The organism is Puia sp. (assembly GCF_036500295.1).
GTDB lineage: Bacteria > Bacteroidota > Bacteroidia > Chitinophagales > Chitinophagaceae > Puia.
In genome coordinates this window covers 24,987-43,997 of the sequence record NZ_DASYCH010000082.1, presented here as the reverse complement: position 1 = coordinate 43,997, position 19,011 = coordinate 24,987, and the positions used below count along the sequence as shown (strand labels likewise).

Here is a 19,011-nt window from a genome sequence, read left to right as displayed (position 1 = left end):
TAGGCGCTAAAGATATATATTTGGCCCATGAAATTACTCGAAAACAAGGTTGCGATCGTCACCGGCGCCAGCCGGGGTATCGGCGAGGCCGTAGCTCTGAAGCTAGCTGAGCACGGCGCACATGTTGCCTTTACCTATCTGAGCAGTGAAGAAAAAGCAAAGGTGCTGGAAGAAAAGCTAAAGGCATTGGGGGTAAAGGCCCGGGCCTATAAAAGCAATGCCGGCGTATTTGCGGAATGCGAATCCATGGTCAATGATGTGATAAAAGAATTTGGAACGGTGGATATCTGTGTCAATAATGCCGGCATCTCCAAGGACAATCTGTTGCTGCGGCTTACGCCCGAACAATGGGATGAGGTGATCAGCATCAATCTGACCAGCGTGTTCAACATGACCAAGCAGGTGATCCGGCCCATGATGAAAGCAAAGCGCGGGTCGATCATCAATATGAGTTCGATCGTGGGGGTCAGCGGGAACGCGGGACAGGCCAGTTATGCCGCTTCCAAGGCCGGTATCCTCGGCTTTACGAAGTCGGTGGCAAAAGAGCTGGGAAGCCGGAATATCCGCTGCAATGCCATTGCTCCCGGTTTTGTGGAGACCGATATGACCCATTATCTGAAGGATGGAGATGCGGCGAAGAAGTTTCTCGAAGAAATTCCCCTGGGCCGGTTCGGCCGCGCCGAGGAAATAGCCAATACGACACTTTTTCTTGCCAGTGAACTCAGTTCGTATATCACGGGACAGGTTGTCAGTGTCTGTGGCGGACTGAATATCTAGTATTTTGTTAAAACGAAGAGGCAGGGCTTCCTGTTCTCTTCGTATCCCATTATTTTTGCTGCGTTTGAAGACACGTAAGATCATAGCTGTTATTCTCCTGCTGGTGCTCAGCGCACAACTCGTGCCGTTGAAGCAGACGATGGCGTGGCTGCTCGGCGGTACGGCAACGGAAGAGCTTGCACATACTAACGGCCCCAGCCCCACGCGTACCGGCGAAGAGTGGCAAAAAGACTTTCTGCCCGGTGCGCTTCCTATCCTCGAGCATTATTCGCATATTCCCACTGTTCCTCTTCATTCCATTCACTCCGCGGCATTGCCCCTCCGGCATGCGGACGATATTCCCACACCGCCGCCGAATTGCTAGCTGAACCGACCGGAGGCCGGTTCGCACGCGCATGCGTGCCGACATTAGACTCCTTCATCGAGTGTAATTGCATCCCTTCTCTGTCCTCCGGCAGGTAAGATGCCTTTCTTTTATCCCAACTAATTCATCTATATGAAAAAACTCTCCCAACACCTGGGTGCGGATATTCCGTCCGGCCTCGTGGTCTTTCTTGTCGCGCTGCCGCTCTGTCTTGGCGTTGCGCTGGCTTCCAATGCGCCCTTGTTCGCGGGCATCATCGCCGGGATCGTCGGCGGTCTCATTATCGGCAGTCTCAGCGGATCTTCGCTGAGTGTCAGCGGCCCCGCGGCGGGCCTTACCGCCATCGTCGCCGTAGCCATCGGTAAGATGCCGGCCTATGAAGCCTTTATCCTTTCGGTGGTGATCGCGGGGGTCCTGCAGATCGTCCTGGGAACCCTGAAGGCGGGTATCCTGGGTGACTATGTCCCCAACTCGGTGATCCGTGGGATGCTGGCCGCCATCGGCCTGATCCTTATCTTTAAACAGCTGCCGCACCTGCTTGGCTATAAGGTGGGGTTTTCACCCGCCGCGATGGGAATCGGGTTGGTGTCCGTCGGCATCCTTTTGCTTTGGGACCGGCCCTTCTTCAAAAAGAAGAAGTTCTTCCGTTTTGTCCCCGGCCCGCTGATGGTGGTCGCCGTGGGGATCATTCTCAGCGTTGCACTGGAGCAGAACGGCTCGGCGCATACGCTTGCCCCGCACCATCTGGTGAACCTTCCGGTAGCCGGTGATCTTGGAGATTTTACGGCCTTCTTCCGCTTGCCGGACTGGCATTATCTCGGCCGGCTGGATGTATGGACGACGGGGCTGACCATCGCGCTTGTCGCCAGCCTGGAGACCCTGTTATGTATCGAGGCGATAGATAAGCTGGACCCCTACAACCGCAGCACTCCGACAAACCGGGAGTTAAAGGCGCAGGGGATCGGCAATATCGTCTCGGGCATGCTGGGCGGGTTACCGGTGACCTCGGTGATCGTCCGCAGCAGCGCCAACCTCGATGCCGGGGCAAGGACAAGGATGTCTACCATCCTTCACGGCAGCCTGTTGCTTTTATCCGTGTTGCTCATTCCAGGTTTGCTCAATGCTATCCCGCTGAGCGCCCTGGCGGCGATTCTGGTGATGACCGGCTATAAGCTGGCAAAACCCACCCTTTTCCGGGAGTTTCATCGCAAAGGCTGGGATCAGTTTGTACCCTTTGTGGTGACTATCGTGGCCATCCTGCTTACCGATCTGCTGATCGGCATCGTCATCGGGATCGCCTTCGCACTGTTTTTCCTGCTCCGCAGCAATTTCCACTCGGCGGTTATGATCGTACATGACGGGAATAAATATCTGCTTCGCTTTCGTAAGGACGTCAGCTTCCTCAACAAGCCGATCGTAAAACAGCGGCTGGAGGGTTTGCCCGAGGATTCCTTTATCCTCATCGATATGACCCGGGCGGACTTTATCGACAAGGACGTGCTGGATGTGATCGATGAGTTCATGCACCATGCCCACCTGAAGAATATCCGGGTGGAAGTGAGGAAAAACGGCCAGCCCGTCATCCAGAAAAAAGCAGCCTGACAATTAACTATCTTTACAAAGGTTTACAAAACGAATAAAAAATACATTAATGACGCCGATAGAAAAATTATTACTGGAGAACAAAGCATGGTCCTCGGAGATAAAAGCGGATAACCCGGACTATTTCGAACGGCTTGCTCATTTACAAACACCAGAATTCCTATGGATCGGCTGCAGCGACAGCCGGGTGCCGGCCGACAAGATCACCGGGACCCAACCGGGGGAGATATTTGTCCATCGCAATATCGCGAACCTTTGCATCCACACGGATGTCAACCTGCTCAGCGTGCTTGACTATGCGGTCAATCATCTGCTGGTGAATCATGTCATCGTCTGCGGCCACTATGGCTGCGGCGGGGTAAAGGCAGCGATGACCCATCACGACTACAAGTATGTACTGAATATGTGGCTGCGGAACATCAAGGACGTCTATCGCCTTCACGCAAAAGAGCTGGATGCCATCCCCGATGAAGAGAAACGGGCCGACCGGCTTACGGAGCTGAACGTAAAAGAACAGGTGATGCATCTGGCAAAAACCTCGATCATCCAGCGATCCTGGAAACACCACCGGCGGCCGCAGTTGCACGGTTGGGTATATGGGCTCAAGGACGGCCTGATCAAACCCATCTTCGATATGGATGCAGACTCGGCCCTCGACCCCCTCTATCAGTATGATGATCTATAATCCCGAAAGGCGGCCACCGGGGCCGCCTTTTATTTTTTCTTGAATTTCTCGATAGCCTGACGGGTAAACGGACTGAGCACCAGTTTCCCGCTCATGGCCGCCCGGTCAAGCAACAACTGGTCCCAGTGTTCGGTCCCTTTCCAGAGGGACTGTTTCAACAGGGCCATGGCTTCGGGATTGCAATGCGCCAGGTGGTTGGCAAGCCGGGCAATGGATTCATCCATCCCCGTGGTTGTGCCGTGCAGCTCAACATACAGCCCTCTTTTTCTTGCCCATTCCGCGTCGCGCCACATCGCGGCGTCGATGGCCAGACTGCTGAAGGCGGAAAGCCCGATCTTTCGTTCGACGGCGGGGCCGACGACAAAGGGGCCGATACCGATGGCCAGTTCGCTGAGCTTGACATCGGCGCCTTCGATGGCAATGGCATAATCGGCCGCCGCCGCGATCCCCACTCCGCCGCCGACACATCGGCCCTGGATCCGGACGATGATGAATTTGGGGCATTTGCGCATTTCGTTGATGAGATGGGCAAACCCACTGAAGAATTGAAGCCCCTGGTCTGCCGTCCCGATGGCCAGCAGTTCGCTAAAAGAGGCGCCGGCGCAAAAGGTCCGTTCGCCGCCGGATTGGAGGATGATGACTTTTGTGTCATGGTCATTGCCCGCACCGTGGATCTCATGGGTGATGGCCTCCAGCATCGCGCCGGGAAGAGAATTACTTTGAGGATGGAAAAACTCGATAGTCATGACGCCATTGTGGCGTTCGGCCTTTACATGACCTTCCTTGATCTGTTTGAGCATAGCGATTATTGTTTTTGGTCAGGGTATTAAGGGTGTGTTTCCGGCTGCTCAGGGTTTTCGCTGAACCATGGTCAGGATGGTGGCAATAGCCACGCTTTCCCCCGTTTCATCATAGACATCCACATACCATTTTACGATGCCCCGGGGGATGTCTTTTTCTTCTCTTTTCTCCTGGGCGATCTTCTCCTTGCAGGTAAGCCGGACCCCGATGGTGCTGCCCGCATAGACAGGCTTCAGGAACCGGCATTCCTCCAGCCCATAGTTGAGCATCACGGGTCCCTTGCCGGCGTCGACAAAGAGCCCGGCTGCAGCGCTCAGGATGAAATATCCATGGGCCACGGGTTTTTCAAAAAGCGTTCCTTCGATGGAGGTATGGTCGGTATGGGCATAGAAATGATCCCAGCTTATATTGGCAAAGTTGACGATATCCGCTTCGGTGACGGTGCGTTTGTGGGTGATAACGGTGTCCCCCACCTGCAGCTCCTCGAAATATTTCCGGAACGGATGTTTCTCATCCAGTGTTTGTTTTGCGTGCGGCTGGTAGGTCTGCGTAAGATGGGTGATCATCGAGGGTGATCCCTGTACGGCCACGCGCTGCATATAATGCTTTACTCCGCGGATCCCGCCCATTTCCTCACCGCCGCCCGCGCGGCCGGGACCGCCGTGGACCAGGAGCGGCAAGGGGCTGCCATGACCGGTGCTTTCCTTTGCGCATTCGTTATTCAGGATGAGGATGCGGCCATGATGGGTCGCGGCCCCAAGGGTATATTGTCTGGCGATGTCCGCGTCGGCGGTTACGATGGTGCTGCAAAGCGACCCTTTCCCTTTCCGCGCCAGGGCAACGGCAGCGTCGATATCCTTATAGGGCATCAGGGTGCTGACGGGACCAAAGGCTTCGATCGAATGCGGTTCTTCGGCCGTAAATGGCTTTTCGTTCAGCAGCAGCAGCGGACTGAGGAAGGCCCCGCGGGAAGCATCGCCATCTATCAGCTCGACGCTGTCCAGTGAGCCATAGATCAACTGGGAGGAGGCAAGGAGTTTGGTCACCTGGGCGCGTACTTCGTCGCGCTGGCTTTGACCGGCAAGCGGTCCCATCCTTACCTTCTCGTTCTCCGGGTTGCCGATCGTCGTTTGGGCGATGGCTTTTATCAGGGCCTTGCGGGCCTCGGCCAATTTGTTTTCCGGGACAAAGATGCGTCTCACCGCGGTACATTTCTGACCTGCCTTCACCGTCATTTCCCTGCGCAGCTCTTTTATGAAAAGATCCCATTCCGGCATGCCGGGCTCGACGTCGTCCCCGAGAACAAGACAGTTAAGCGAGTCGGCTTCCATGTTAAAGGGAGTGCTCTCCGCCAGGACCCGGGGATGCGCCTTTAGCTGTAAGCCGGTGGAGGCAGAACCGGTGAAGGTGATCACATCCTGCGACATGACATGATCCAGGAGGCTGCCCGCGCTGCCACAGATCAGCTGCAGGGCCCCGGGGGGAAGGATGCCCGATGCGATGATCTCGCGAACGACGGCTTCGGTGAGAAAAGACGTTACCGTTGCGGGTTTGACTACCGCCGGCATCCCCGCCAATAAGTTGACGGCGATCTTTTCCAGCATACCCCAGACGGGAAAATTAAAGGCATTGATATGAATGGCGGTTCCTTCTTTGGGTACGAGTACATGCTGACCCATAAACGTCCCGCCTTTGCCGAGGGCCAGGCCTTCGCCATCGAGACAGAACGGCTGATCAGGGAATTTACGCCGCAGGGAGGCATAGGAGAACAGGTTGCCGATACCGCCTTCCAGATCGATCCAGCTGTCGGCGCGGGTGGCGCCGGTGAGATAGCTGATCCGGTAAAACGATTCGAGATGCTCGCGCAGGTGAAGGGCAAGCGCCCGCAGCATGCGACCCCTTTCGGGGAATGTCATCTTGCGGAGAGCGGGATTTCCCGTCGTGCGGGCATAGTCGAGGATGGCGGCGAAATCAAGCCCTTTTGTACTGGCGTGGGCGATAATCTCGCCGGTAGCCGCGTTGAAAAGCGGTTGTCCTTCTCCATCGCCGGCGATCCAGTTTCCGGTAATATAGTTTCCAAGCTTCGGCATAGGTGTACAATCGTTTATCATCCTCAAAGCTAACGCATTTTCCCCCTTTGGAGTTGTGCCAGACTGACAGTAAATCCAGTTTGGTCGGGGTTTTGTCCATAATTGAAGAGGGAAAATTTGATGAACTGCACAAGCAACCGCATGCGGATGTGATCAACCGGCAGGTTGACATCGGGGTGTTACGGAGTGGGAGGAAGGTGATGGTGCGGGTGAAACCGGGAGAGATGCGTTAGGCGCCCGGGCCGTCAAGCCACGTTGCGCTGATCGATCTCGCGGCTTAAGGAGACAAAAATCTCGTCCACATCGCCTTCGCCCTGGACATACACTACTTTGTCGTATTTTTTGTAGTGATCGGCCACGGCGGCGGTCTTTTTCTCGTACTCGGCTATGCGGTTGCGGATGATCTCTTCGTTGACGTCATCGGGCCGGCCGGAGGTGAGGCCGCGGTTGAGCAGTCGTTTGATGAGTTCATTCTCGCTGACCTGCAGGGCCAGAACAACGACAATCGAGGTACCCTTCTGATTTAGCAGCTTGTCGAGGGCTTCGGCCTGCGCGGTTGTGCGGGGGAATCCGTCAAAAAGAAAGCCATGCGCCCGGGGATTATTGTCGAGTGCCGAGCTGATCATTTCGATGACCACTTCGTCAGGAACCAGCTGCCCCTTGTCCATGAAGCTTTTAGCTGCCAGTCCAAGCGGTGTCTGACCGGCTATTTCACTGCGGAGCAGGTCGCCGGTGCTGAGATGCTTCAGGCCATATTTGGAGATCAATCGTTCAGATTGCGTCCCCTTCCCGCTGCCGGGAGGGCCAAATAAAATTAAATTGAACATAATACGTACTACTTACCCTTGTGAGTTGACAAATATAATATACAGGCTTTAAAAATCCTTTAACATTTTCGGCCTGCCCTTAAAAAATGCAGCGAAAACCCCGAATTATAGTCAATTTCATAGAACTGTGGGGTGATGTGTTGCGTTAAAATAAAGTAATCAGGAAAAACAAGCAATATGGATATAAAGGACCCAGCACAGAAAGAGAACAACCCGGTGTATTCGCATACGGACCCGGTTCCGGTGAATATGACCGATGAGCAATGGAAAAAGATCCTGCCCAGAAATATTTATGATGTCGCCCGGAACAAGGGGACCGAACGGCCCTGGACCAGCCCTTACGAAAGCTCGAAAGAGGTGGGAACCTATTATTGCGCCGTGTGTGGAAATCCGCTTTTCCGCAGCGACACCAAATTCGAGAGTGGTTGCGGCTGGCCGAGTTTCTATGAGCCGGTCAGCAAAGGAAGTATCATCTATGCCGCCGATCACACCTATGGGATGGACCGGACGGAGGCGATGTGCGGCCGCTGCAAATCCCATCTCGGGCATGTATTCAATGATGGGCCGCCCCCAACCGGGCTGCGATACTGCATCAATGGGGTGGTTTTGGATTTTGAGAAGGCCCAGGATGCGGAGAAAAAATACAATGCCGGGAAAAAGTAGGATTTTATTACATTTGCACCCCGTAAGCCGCCGGGAGAATACCCCGACGGCTTACCCGCCAACTTAGCTCAGCTGGTAGAGCATTTCATTCGTAATGAAAGGGTCGTCGGTTCGATTCCGATAGTTGGCTCACCATGGCTTTAAAGCTGTCAAATCTTGCCGAAACCCTTATCGGATCGGAGATCGTCAAATTAGGTGGCGAGATCCGCGAAAAGATCCGAAAAGGAGAAAAGATCTACAATTTTACCGTAGGCGATTTCGATCCGGCTATCTTCCCCATCCCCGGGGAGCTGGAGGACCTGATCATCGACGCCTATCGAAAGCATTTCACCAATTACCCGGCGGCGGAAGGAAACCTTGACCTGCGGGAGTCTGTTTCCGCCTTCCTGCAAGAGAGGGAAGGATTATCCTATAACACAAAGGAGATCCTGGTGGCCAGCGGCGGACGACCGCTCATCTACTCCCTCTTCCGGACCCTGGTCGACAAAGGAGATAAGGTCATCTACGCCGTTCCTTCCTGGAATAACAACCATTATACTCATCTGAACCAGGGTGAGCACGTCGTCATCGAGGCGACGGCGGAGAACAATTTCATGCCGACCGCGGCAGCCCTGCAGCCTTATGTCCGCGAGGCGACGCTGATCTGTCTTTGCAGCCCGCAGAATCCCACCGGGACGACGATCTCGAAGAAGGACCTCGCTGCGATCTGTGAACTGGTGCTGGAGGAGAACAAGCGGCGGAAGGAAGGGGAAAAGAAGCTGTATGTGCTGTATGATCAGATGTACTGGCAGCTGACCTATGGAGAGATCATCCATTACAACCCCGTTTCCCTTTATCCCGCGATGCGGGAGTATACGATCTTTATCGATGCCATCAGCAAGGCTTTTGCCGCAACCGGGGTGCGGGTCGGCTGGGCTTTCGGGCCCGCGGAGATCATCAGCAAGATGAACGCGATCATGAGCCATATCGGCTCCTGGGCGCCGATGGCGGAGCAAAAGGCAACGGCGATCTTTCTCACCCGCAAAGAGGCGATCGATGCGTATCTGACCCGCTTCCGCGCCGCGGTGTCCGACCGGCTCCGGCAGATACACGATGGCTTTATCACGCTGAAAAAGGAAGGGTATTCCGTGGATGTGTTGTCACCGGAAGCGGCTATCTACCTGACGATAAAGATCGATCTGAAAGGAAAAAAGACAACCGATGGAGCCGAATTGACCGACCAGATGGCGGTGACCTCTTTTCTGCTCAACGAGGCCGGACTTGCCGTTGTTCCGTTCTCGGCGTTTGGTGCGGCAAAGAGCTCACCCTGGTACCGGCTTAGCGTCGGAACCTGCAAGTTGGAAGACATCCCTGAGATGATAGGAAAACTGCGAAGCGCGATGAGTAGATTAAGTTAATTCTTATTGCAGATAAAGAAGAAGGGCTTCAGTTCTTTCTGGCGGACGATGCGTTGGATGCTGTCGCGTTTGTGGAGGATCTTATGTTTGTTGATATCAAAAACTTCGTGGGCGGTGCAAAATGTTTCAATGGTTTCGAAATGGAACAACAGGTCGTTCAATTGCTCCAACTCACGCTCCATCGATTTTTCATTCATGTGTTCGTCTTTCACCAGAACAAGCAAATCCCTGTTACAAGTTTTCATTCTATTAGATTTTAATAACCAGACATTCCTTTGTTTATTCCGCAGCCACACTTCTTACTGCTGCCGCCGATACCCCGGCCCGAACTGCAGCCGAAGACTACAATGGTACTAAATAATAATAACAGAATCAATATCCGATTTGTGGTTTTCATAACTTAATTCTACTAATTTAACTATTTTGTACCGAAAATAGTATTCACTCTTGCCGGGTCTTGTAAAAATTAACAATCCTGCTTACGGTTCTCTAAAGGTTCTACTTGCTCCTTTGGATTGGGGACTCGGACACGCAACGAGATGTCTTCCAATAATTAAGGAATTACTAAATCAAAGATGTGAGGTGATCGTCGCTGCTACCGGCGTACAACGCGCGCTTTTGCAGGAGGAATTTGCGTCTCTGACCTTCGTAGATTTACCCGGGTATCGCATAAAATACGGCAAAAACCGCGCCATTACGATCACGCGACTTATTCTTTCGATCCCGAAAATCTTGATCCGTATCAAGCAGGAAAAGGCCTGGCTGCGCCGCTTTGCGGCCGATCGGGGTCTTGATCTGGTCATCTCCGACAATCGATACGGGCTGGCAGTCCCCGGGGTCTTTTGTGTTTTTATGACGCATCAATTGCAGATCCGGACCCCTTTTGGCCGATGGGCTGATCTTTTGCTGCAACGAATGAATTACCGGCTGATCGGGAAGTTCTCGCGATGCTGGGTGCCGGATATCGATGGAGCGGATGCGCTCGCGGGAGAGTTATCGAATCCGGTGAAAAAGCCGCATATCCCTCTCCGTTATATCGGGCGGCTGTCGAGAATGCAGCCGGTGGCGGCCGGTATTCGGGCGGTGGCAGATGGCATGCAGCCGGTGGCGGCTATCGAAGAGATCCGGTTGCTGGTCCTTTTATCGGGTCCCGAGCCACAGCGGAGCCTGCTTGAAAAACGCATCCTGCGGCAGGCAGCAGCGTTATCCGCCGCGTCCGTATCCGGCGGGATCGTACTGGTCCGCGGGTTGCCCGGTGGCGGAAAGGCGCTAAAAGCGGTTCCTGCATCGATAACGGTTTATGATCATCTGCCGGCCGCGGCGTTGGAGCGGCTGATCGCCGGAGCCCGGCTGGTGGTGGCCCGTTCGGGCTACAGTACGGTGATGGACCTCGCCCGGATGCGCAAAAACGCCGTGCTGGTCCCTACTCCCGGCCAGACCGAACAGGAATATCTTGGCCGCTATCTTGCAGAGAAAGGATGGGCAATATGCATCCGTCAACAGGATCTTTCCCTTCGCGACGTCCTGTCGCAGGAGGGCCGGGAACCTCATTGGCCCGGGGATGAAAAGGAGGATCGGTTATCCGCCGAAATAAGCTCGGTCCTGGATCAATCGCGGCCTTCCGCCTTGGGATGATCGAAGAATCCGAATTGCGGGCCCGAGGACCGAAAATCTTTCCAGTGTTTACAATCGCTTTTGGTAACGAAGACGCCGCAGGTGGGCATGTTATCGAGTTTGACGGCCGTGGTCAGGGTGTTGACAAAGGCGGTGATGCCGGGGTTGTGGGAGAAGACCGCAACGGTATCATCCCCGTCGTCGAGTCCATCGACCACCGCCTCGAAGACAGGCTGTGCGGCATGGTAGAGATCGGGAACAAACCGGATCTTCTTTTCCTTTCCACCATATTCCCGAACGAATAGCTCCGCCGTCTGACGGGCTCGTTTGGCGGGACTGGATACAAACCGGTCGATATCGATGCCCGCCTTGATAAGCCGTTTGGCCATGGCGGGAGCGTCCCGTTTTCCCCGGTCGTTCAGTGGGCGATCGACGTCGCTGATCGAGGCGTCGTCCCAGCTGCTTTTGGCATGTCGGATGATCAGCAGTGTTTTCATCAGATGTCGAAAGCCTGCGAGTTGATAAAATTGATCAGCGAGACCGTGTTCTTCAGCTTTAATTTTTTGAGAATATTGTGCCGGTGTACTTCCACCGTCTTCAGCGAAATGCTCAATTCGGAAGCAATCTCCTTGGAAGAGAGTCCTTCCTTCAGCGCCCTGACGATCTGCATCTCACGGTCCGAAAGATTATTGATATCGGGATTCACCTGATCCTGATTGAGGAGCTGGTCCGAAAGGATATTCTTCACTTCCTGACAGATATAGACATGATTGTTGCTGACCTCGGCGATAGCCTGCAGCATCTCCTGGCGCGGAGAGTTTTTCGTAACATACCCCTTTGCCCCAAGGCGGAGCATTTTTTTCGCATAGGCAGGCTGAGAGTGCATGGATACGCCGATGATCTTGGAACCGGGAGAGTATTTGCGGATCATCTTCAGCACATCGAACCCGCTCATCGGAGCCATATTGATATCCAGCAGCACCACATCGGGACGTTTATCACGCGCGAGCTCGATCGCCCGTTCGCCGTCACCGCATTCCGCTACGACATCAAAATTCTCATTCTTTCCCAACAGAAAACTCCAGGTTTCACGGATTAAAGTATGATCATCGACGATCATAATAGAAACTTTCTTCATAACGCTTGTTTTTTCTAAGACAGAAAACACTCAAACATTACTAACAGAGCGAATTAACCAGGCAGACGTTATTTTAAGGGGATGGGTACTAATAGCTATATAATATTAAGGATTTTCTCTGAGAACTTCAATTAAGAAGGAGTTTTTTTTGCTAGTATCCCCGGACGTTCTTCCCCTCCATGTAATTCATGAACGCTTTGTTGACGACCTTGTTACCGCCCGGAGTCGGATAGTTGCCCGTGAAGTACCAATCACCCGTGTTGGTAGGACAGGCTTTATGAAGGGATTCTATCGTCTGGTAGATGACCTGCACAGGCGTGGTGATCTCGGGCGGGGTGATCAGCTGGGCGATCTTAGCGGCGATCTCCTCCGCTGTAAAAGGCTTGTATACCCGCTGGACAACGTTTTCGGTGTGCAGCTGGCCGGTCCGGGCGAGTTCCTTACAACGATCGTACAGCTCTTGCAGACAATCCTCCTTCCCGCGTTCTTTCATCAGGTCTATCGCAGCGCGAAAGGCGATAAAATCGCCCAATTTGCTCATGTCGATGCCATAACAGTCCGGGTACCGGATCTGTGGTGCAGAGGACACCACGATGATCTTCTTCGGTTTCAACCGGGCCAGCATCCGGATAATGCTTTGCTTCAGGGTCGTGCCACGAACGATGGAATCATCGATGACGACCAGGGTGTCGGTATCCTTCCGAACCGTACCATAGGTGACATCATAAACGTGCTGCACCATCTCATTTCGGCTGGAATCCTCCGTTATAAAGGTCCGCATCTTCACGTCCTTGATCGCAACCTTCTCGACCCGGATCTTCCGGCTGAGCATCTCTCTCAGCTTATCCTCGGCGATGTCCCTGCCCCAGGAAAGAATTCGCTGGACCTTTATTTTTTCAAGATAGTCATCCATCCCCTTCCAGAGGCCGTAAAAAGCCACCTCCGCCGTGTTGGGAATAAAGGAAAAGATCGTATTCTTCAGGTCGTGGTCGATCGAGGTAAGGATCTGATCGCTGAGGTTGTATCCAAGGGCGATCCGTTCCCGGTAGATCTTCTCGTCGCTGCCGCGGGAGAAATAGATGCGTTCGAAGCTGCAGGCCCGCCGTTCCTTCGGTTCGAGAATGGTTTCCACGCTGACGGAACCGTCGGCTTTGATGATAAGTCCCTTACCGGGCATCAGCTCCATGACCTCATTCTCGCCGACATTAAATACCGTGCGGATAGCCGCTCTTTCGGAGGCCGCCACGACCACATCGTCGCTGACATAATAATAGGCGGGGCGGATGCCGTGGGCGTCGCGAAAGACGAAGCTGTCGCCGTTGCCGAGGAGGCCGCCGACCGTGAATCCACCGTCAAAAAGCGGTACTGCTTTCTTGAGCAGCCCGGCCACGTCGAGACTGCCGGGAGAAGCTTCGTCACCCCGGACGAGGAAATGGTGGATCACTTCCATCATAGCGGCGAGATCGCTTTGTTTCTGGAAGTCTCCGGGATCGACCCCGATCAGGTCAAAAAGCTCATCGGTATTGACCAGATTAAAATTCCCCGCCAAAGCCAGGTTGCGGGCGGGGATCGTATTGCGTTTTATAAAGGGATGGCAAAATTCCACCAGATTTTTTCCCTGCGTGCCGTAGCGGAGATGGCCGAGGAGAAGTTCGCCCAGATGGGAGATATGCCCCTTCATCAGGCCCGGATGCTGGGTAATATCCGGCTGATATTGTTCGAGATCTTGTACCTCACCCAATATTTTCGAGAAGATATCCGCGATGGGTTGGTGATTGGCGCTTCGGATCCGATGCAAAAAGGGATGGCCGGGCTCGATGTTCAGCTTGACGGAGGCCACTCCAGCGCCATCCTGTCCCCGGTTATGCTGCTTTTCCATCAGGAGGTACAGCTTGTTCAGGCCGTATAATACGGTGCCGTATTGTTGAAGGTAATAGGAGAACGGCTTGCGTAACCTAATGAATGCCAGCCCGCATTCATGCTTTATTGCATCGCTCATCTAATTCTGATAAGGCGCAAAGGTAAGAAAAAACCCCCAGTCTTCATAGGATGATTGGGGGCGATCTTTCGTAGGATATTGGTTCTTAACAAAAGTACTTGTTAAATATCGTAACGGTATGGGAAAGGGCTGCAATCTCCCTGCAATAAGGGATAAATCAATTGGTTATAGGTGTTTTTAGCTAAATATACGTGGCGTTCGTGTTGATGAAGTTGACAAGGGAAGCAGAGTTCTTCAGTTTTAGCTTCTTCAGGATGTTGTGGCGATGAACCTCGACCGTTTTCAGGGAGATGTTCAGGCTGGTGGCGATCTCCTTTGAAGAAAGCCCTTCCTTTATAAAGTTGATGATCTGCATTTCTCTTTCCGTCAGCGCGTTGATATTCGGCGAATCCTCCTTTTCATCGAGCAGCTGTTCGGAAATGATGTTCTTTATCTCGTCGCAGATATACTTGTTGCCGTGGTTGACCTCGAGTATGGCCTTTATCATCTCTTCCTTGGAAGAGTTTTTGGTGACATAGCCGCGGGCGCCCATCTGCAGCATCTTCTTTGCATAGGCGGGCTGGGAATGCATGGATACCCCGATCACTTTGGACCCCGGAGAGATCTTGCGGATACGCTGGGTTGCTTCCAGGCCGGAGAAAGGGGTCATATTGATATCCATCAAAACGACATGAGGTCTTTTTGTTTTCGCCAGTTCTACCGCCTCCTGCGCGTCGCCACACTCCGCAATCACCTGAAAACGGGAGTCACTGTTCAAAATATAACTCCAGGTCTCCCGGATCAGTTTGTGGTCGTCAGCAATCAAGATATTGATCTTACTCATATAGGATTGTTTTAAGATTATTTTTTATAAGACAGGTACTTGCACTCTTAATTTACAGCCTTGGCCCGGCGCGGACTGGATGGTCACCTTGCCGCCGAACAGATCGGCCCGGCTCATGATATTGGACAACCCCAATCCCTTTTTCCCGGCCTTCCCGGGATCAAATCCTTTTCCGTCGTCGGTGATGCTCAGCTCGATCCGGTTGTCCGCCCCCTCCAGTATCAATTCGATGATGAGATTCTTCGCTTCCGAATGCTTCAGCACATTATTGATCTGCTCCTGGATGATGCGGAAAAGCATCAGTTTGGCTTTGTCACTGATCTTTTCATCAAAATTGCCGACCGGATAGAACTCGACGTTGATCGCCCTGGTCGTGCGCAGACTTTCCACCAGGTCGGCGATGGAATCCTGCAGACCCAGATCGCCGATGCTCGCCGGCACGAGATTGCGGGAGATATTCCTGATCTCATGGATGGCATTATGGATATTATCCGCGCTGCGATTGATCAGGTTAAGCCGTTCGCCGTGTTCGTTTTTCGCCAGCTCGAGATATAGTTTCGTTGTGGACAGGATCTGGTTGATGTTGTCGTGCAGTTCCTTGCCGATCTCCGCCCTTTCCTTTTCCTGGGCATCGATCATCGCCTGGGCGATCTGCTTTTGTTTATTCAGTTCCTGCCGGAGAAGCTTTTCCTGCATCTCTTTCTTCTCCGTGATATTCTGCATGGAACCGACCATGCGGATAACCTTACTCTCCTTGTTGAAGACAAGAAAACCCCGGTCGGATATAAGGGCATAGTTCCCATCCGCCTTTTTGAAGCGGTATTCCGCCAGCCAGAGACCCTTTTCCTTGCGGCTGATAAATCGTTGCATTTCCCGGAGCACCTCTTCCCGGTCTCGGGGATGGATATGCGATTTCCAGAATTTTGCATCGCGTACCCGCGTGCCGGGCTTAAAGCCAAACTGCTCATAGAATCCTTCGCCCCAATAACAAACGCCGGTACGCAGGTCCCGGTCCCAGATGGCATCGTTTGTCGCCCTTGTAGCCAGGGTATACCGTTCGTTGCTGATATTCAACTCCTCCTCCGCCTTTTTGCTCTCGATGATCATTGCCACGAGATTAGCCACCCGTTCGAACGTGTTCATCTCGACTTCGGTAGGCGCCTTGACGGTAGTGTAGTATACGGCAAACGCGGCAAGCACTTCACCCCGGCCGTTGATGACGGGGATCGACCAGCAGGCGCGGAGGCCGAAGGAAAGGGTAAGTGCCCGGTTCTCTTCCCAGAGCGGGTCGGTGGCGATATCAGATACGATGACGGTCTCCTTGCGGTACATGGCGGTGCCACAGCTGCCTGCCGTCGGGCCGATGGGCAGACCGTCGATGGCATGCGCATAGATAGCCGGCAGGCCGGGTGCGGAAAGCAATCGAACGCTCATGCCGTCCTCGTCGAGTGTCAGGACGCAGCAATACATGCCGGGAAATATTTTCTGAATGCCTTTGAGGAAGAAATTGAGCAGGGAGCGAAGGGGCATCCGTCTGGCGGTATTCAGTTCGAGTACCTTTTTCTCGAGTGCCAGCAGGGCTTCCTGTTTTTTGCGCAGGGTCACTTCCTTGAAATACGCGAACACTCCCTCGTCGGAAGGATAGAGGCTCATTTCGAGCCACCGGTCGGTGCGTTCCTGGTATTGTTCGAATGTGACCGTCATTTTCTTTTTGAAAGCCTTATGAAAGGATTGCCAGGTGTCGGTGCCAACGAGTTCGGGCAATTTATCCCAAATGGACTGGCCGATCATTTCCTCGGCGGAAAGACCGGTGATCCTTTCTGCTTCGTGGTTCCACAGCGTCACCCTGAAATGCTGATCCAATGCAAAAAACCCATCCGTTATGCTTTCCAGGATACCTGCAAGCTGTTCCGAGTACTGGCGAAGCTGCATTTCGGCCCGCCGTTGATCCTGCTGTACCAGTTTTACTTCCGTGACATCCCTGTTAAGGGCCATGATACCCGTGATCTGAAGGTGGTTATCCCTGACATAACGAATAGAGCAAATAAGATACGATTTTTTTCCCGCACTGGAAAGATAAGAAGCCTCTCCTTCCCATATTCCGCGCTCTCTGAGCGCCTCGTAGGCCTCCTCTTCAGTTGTATTCAAATAATCGTAATGTATCAGATCCCGAAGGGATTGACCGATAGCCTGTGCGGCGGGGATATAATAAAACCGTTCGGCGGCATTATTCCAATAAATGATGCGATGTTCAAGGTCCGTGGTGATGATGATATCGGAAACCTGTTTGATCAGGCTGGCCGCGGCTTCCGGGAGGTTGGGGTCTACGGTCGCCCGCCGGCGGTCACCGGAGTCGGGATAGGCGCCGGAATAGATCTTTGGGCCGGTCAGCTGCCAGCCGCCGTGGATATCGGCCGCATACCGTGGGGAGGCGATCCACCGGATGATAAAGGATTTGGATCCGGGGCCCTGGACGGTAAGATCGATGGTTCCGGGAAGGCCATGCCGGAGGCTGTCGGGAGTGAGTATGGGTTCGGTCTTTCCCAAAAGCGGAAAGATGTCCAAGAAATTTGATCCGATGAAGTGGTGGATATTCCGTCTCTTGAGTAGTGCACCAAAGCGTGCGCAGGTGGATAAAATGATCCCGTCAGGGGCAATATCCATAAAATAAGGTTGGCGGAACTGCTTTGTCGTAGGCACGGACTTTTGAGTGCTACTTAGCATACAAATGAAAAGAATTGAGCTATCAAATTACTAAAGAAGCCCGTATGGCCTATGAAATAATATGTTATTTCGGCCCCCCTAAGTGTAAATATCTAAGATGGATCGCTGGTGTTAATTACCCGCAGTGGACGGGCTCATCTGCCATTTGGAAAGATTCGAACAGTTGCGATATTCGCCGTCGATCATGATATAAAAGGTGGGAATTTTTGCAACGAACCATTTCTCCAACGCCTGGGAACGCTTTTGATCCAGGGCCCGGGCGGCGATGCGGTCATAGTCATCGCGCAGATTCTCCCGGTGCGGCTCCGATCTGGAAAGCATTTTCACGATCCGGACGCCTTTCTTGTTGCGTTCGTCGGTGAAGACCGAAGGCTTGGAGATCTCGCCGGGTTTCAGGTTGGATTCTTTTAGCAACAAGACCATATCCTTATCGAGATCGGAGATCGTCAGGAAGGTGCTCCCGTTGCGGTTCATGATCTGACCCGCGGTGGATTTCTGCGTCTCGTCGCCATAGCGGGAGACGGCTTCCCCAAATTGAATAGCGCCGCCGGCAAGCGCCGTGCGGAGGGAGTCCATCTGTTTTGAGGTCTCGTCTATTTCAGTTTGCGTAACCTGTGGGATCTTCAGGATATGCCGGACAACAGCGTCATCGCCATTGCGGCTCACCATCTGGATGATGTGATACCCGTATTTACTTTTTACGACGGGGGATACCTGGCCTTCCTTCAGGCGGAAAGCGGTGGCGAAGAACACGGGGTCCCACGATTTGCTGTCGCTGCGATTCAATTCGATGACGCCGCCTTTCTCTTTGCTGCCGGGGTCATCGGAGAACAGCCGTGCCAGCACTTCGAATTTCTTCTGGCCCGACTCGATCTGGGTTTTGTATTCATTCAGCTCGTCGATGGCGAGTTTTTCGATATCGCGGCTGGCCTTGGGATAGATGATGATCTGGTCAAGCTGCATCGCGGATTCATAGAAGATGCGTTTGTCCTGAGGTATCTTTTCGAAGTATTCCTTTACTTCGGTGGGTGTAACGGTGACATCCTGCACGACTTTTCTGCGCATGGCGTCAGCCAGCCGCTGCTCGCGGATGGGGGCCATGAAGTCCATCTTCGCCTGGTAAACCGTACGCTGGGCGATCTGTTCAAAGGCATCCTTGCCGCCATAGAGATTGATATAATTCCGGATGCGCTGGTCGACTTCGGCTTCCACTTCCTCGTCGCTGACCGGCACGGAGTCCTTTTCGGCCTGTAGCACGAGTGCTTTTTGGATGAGCATATTATCCAGGATGGTGCATTCGTCAACCCCTTTTATTTCCTGACCGCCCGCATTTCGTTGCATATCGGCGATCGCCAAGACCAGCTCGGATTTCAGGATGATCTTATCGCCGACGATCCCGGCGATCTTGTCTGCGACCACCTTTTCCTGGGCGAAACCAGAAGCGGCAACAGAAAGCAGTAGTATGGGGAGAACGAATTTCTTGACCATGTATCAAAATTATATGGAT

18 protein-coding genes and 1 tRNA gene are annotated in these 19,011 nt (G+C 53.3%); 9 read left to right on the top strand and 10 right to left on the bottom strand.

The window, feature by feature from the left end:
• The first annotated feature begins 27 nt into the window (after nucleotides 1-27).
• From fabG to VGM48_RS15935, 4 genes are all read left to right on the top strand, one after another.
• Nucleotides 28-777, top strand: coding sequence for a 3-oxoacyl-[acyl-carrier-protein] reductase (fabG, locus tag VGM48_RS15950; RefSeq protein ID WP_331580860.1), 750 nt, complete (start codon nucleotides 28-30; stop codon nucleotides 775-777).
• A gap of 64 nt (nucleotides 778-841) precedes the next feature.
• Nucleotides 842-1,141, top strand: coding sequence for a hypothetical protein (locus VGM48_RS15945; RefSeq protein WP_331580858.1), 300 nt, complete (start codon nucleotides 842-844; stop codon nucleotides 1,139-1,141).
• A gap of 132 nt (nucleotides 1,142-1,273) precedes the next feature.
• Entirely contained in the window at nucleotides 1,274-2,743 is a 1,470-nt protein-coding gene (locus VGM48_RS15940; RefSeq protein ID WP_331580856.1) for a SulP family inorganic anion transporter, read from the top strand.
• Between the two features lie 49 nt (nucleotides 2,744-2,792).
• On the top strand, nucleotides 2,793-3,428 hold the full coding sequence (locus VGM48_RS15935; protein ID WP_331580854.1) for a carbonic anhydrase: 636 nt from the start codon (nucleotides 2,793-2,795) through the stop codon (nucleotides 3,426-3,428).
• A gap of 29 nt (nucleotides 3,429-3,457) precedes the next feature.
• Here VGM48_RS15935 and VGM48_RS15930 read toward each other — a convergent pair whose 3' ends face one another.
• Nucleotides 3,458-4,228 (bottom strand): enoyl-CoA hydratase/isomerase family protein, encoded by a 771-nt coding sequence (locus VGM48_RS15930; RefSeq protein WP_331580851.1) that lies wholly within the window; start codon nucleotides 4,226-4,228, stop codon nucleotides 3,458-3,460.
• 48 nt (nucleotides 4,229-4,276) lie between these two features.
• Complete coding sequence (gene paaZ, locus VGM48_RS15925) at nucleotides 4,277-6,319, bottom strand: phenylacetic acid degradation bifunctional protein PaaZ (protein ID WP_331580849.1); 2,043 nt, start codon at nucleotides 6,317-6,319, stop codon at nucleotides 4,277-4,279.
• Nucleotides 6,320-6,411: 92 nt separating this feature from the next.
• Between paaZ and VGM48_RS15920 the strand changes: the two genes are divergently transcribed.
• Complete coding sequence (locus VGM48_RS15920) at nucleotides 6,412-6,552, top strand: hypothetical protein (RefSeq protein ID WP_331580847.1); 141 nt, start codon at nucleotides 6,412-6,414, stop codon at nucleotides 6,550-6,552.
• A gap of 12 nt (nucleotides 6,553-6,564) precedes the next feature.
• Here the strand turns inward: VGM48_RS15920 and VGM48_RS15915 are convergent, their stop codons facing one another.
• The gene (locus tag VGM48_RS15915) at nucleotides 6,565-7,146 is read right to left on the bottom strand and encodes an adenylate kinase (protein WP_331580845.1); all 582 of its coding nucleotides are present in this window, start codon (nucleotides 7,144-7,146) and stop codon (nucleotides 6,565-6,567) included.
• A gap of 177 nt (nucleotides 7,147-7,323) precedes the next feature.
• On the opposite strand from VGM48_RS15915, the gene msrB reads away from it, so the two are divergent.
• The 3 genes from msrB to VGM48_RS15900 all read left to right on the top strand — a co-directional run bounded on the left by msrB (nucleotide 7,324) and on the right by VGM48_RS15900 (nucleotide 9,206).
• Nucleotides 7,324-7,809 (top strand): peptide-methionine (R)-S-oxide reductase MsrB, encoded by a 486-nt coding sequence (gene msrB / locus VGM48_RS15910; RefSeq protein WP_331580843.1) that lies wholly within the window; start codon nucleotides 7,324-7,326, stop codon nucleotides 7,807-7,809.
• Between the two features lie 57 nt (nucleotides 7,810-7,866).
• A tRNA-Thr gene (locus tag VGM48_RS15905) sits at nucleotides 7,867-7,939 on the top strand.
• A 4-nt stretch (nucleotides 7,940-7,943) separates the two neighbouring features.
• Entirely contained in the window at nucleotides 7,944-9,206 is a 1,263-nt protein-coding gene (locus tag VGM48_RS15900) for a pyridoxal phosphate-dependent aminotransferase (RefSeq protein ID WP_331580840.1), read from the top strand.
• On the opposite strand, the gene VGM48_RS15895 is transcribed toward VGM48_RS15900, so the two are convergent.
• On the bottom strand, nucleotides 9,203-9,451 hold the full coding sequence (locus tag VGM48_RS15895; RefSeq protein WP_331580838.1) for a hypothetical protein: 249 nt from the start codon (nucleotides 9,449-9,451) through the stop codon (nucleotides 9,203-9,205). The genes VGM48_RS15900 and VGM48_RS15895 overlap by 4 nt on opposite strands.
• A 487-nt stretch (nucleotides 9,452-9,938) precedes the next feature.
• Here VGM48_RS15895 and VGM48_RS15890 point away from each other — a divergent pair, with 487 nt between their 5' ends.
• A complete protein-coding gene (locus tag VGM48_RS15890) occupies nucleotides 9,939-10,841 on the top strand; it encodes a glycosyltransferase (RefSeq protein ID WP_331580836.1) in 903 nt (300 codons plus the stop codon).
• Here the strand turns inward: VGM48_RS15890 and VGM48_RS15885 are convergent.
• From VGM48_RS15885 to VGM48_RS15860, 6 genes are all read right to left on the bottom strand, one after another.
• Entirely contained in the window at nucleotides 10,814-11,317 is a 504-nt protein-coding gene (locus VGM48_RS15885; RefSeq protein ID WP_331580834.1) for a SixA phosphatase family protein, read from the bottom strand. The genes VGM48_RS15890 and VGM48_RS15885 overlap by 28 nt on opposite strands.
• Complete coding sequence (locus VGM48_RS15880) at nucleotides 11,317-11,958, bottom strand: response regulator transcription factor (protein ID WP_331580832.1); 642 nt, start codon at nucleotides 11,956-11,958, stop codon at nucleotides 11,317-11,319. The genes VGM48_RS15885 and VGM48_RS15880 overlap by 1 nt, the downstream gene beginning before the upstream one ends.
• 151 nt (nucleotides 11,959-12,109) lie before the next feature.
• A complete protein-coding gene (locus tag VGM48_RS15875; RefSeq protein ID WP_331580830.1) occupies nucleotides 12,110-13,957 on the bottom strand; it encodes an amidophosphoribosyltransferase in 1,848 nt (615 codons plus the stop codon).
• Between the two features lie 181 nt (nucleotides 13,958-14,138).
• Nucleotides 14,139-14,780, bottom strand: a complete 642-nt coding sequence (locus VGM48_RS15870) for a response regulator transcription factor (protein ID WP_325590561.1) — start codon at nucleotides 14,778-14,780, stop codon at nucleotides 14,139-14,141.
• A gap of 24 nt (nucleotides 14,781-14,804) precedes the next feature.
• Nucleotides 14,805-17,345 carry a PAS domain S-box protein gene (locus VGM48_RS15865; protein WP_331580826.1) on the bottom strand — a complete coding sequence of 847 codons (2,541 nt, stop codon included), beginning with the start codon at nucleotides 17,343-17,345 and terminating at the stop codon, nucleotides 14,805-14,807.
• 270 nt (nucleotides 17,346-17,615) lie between these two features.
• Nucleotides 17,616-18,992: a peptidylprolyl isomerase gene (locus VGM48_RS15860; RefSeq protein ID WP_331580824.1), complete on the bottom strand. Its 1,377-nt coding sequence runs from the start codon at nucleotides 18,990-18,992 to the stop codon at nucleotides 17,616-17,618.
• Between the last annotated feature and the right edge of the window lie 19 nt (nucleotides 18,993-19,011).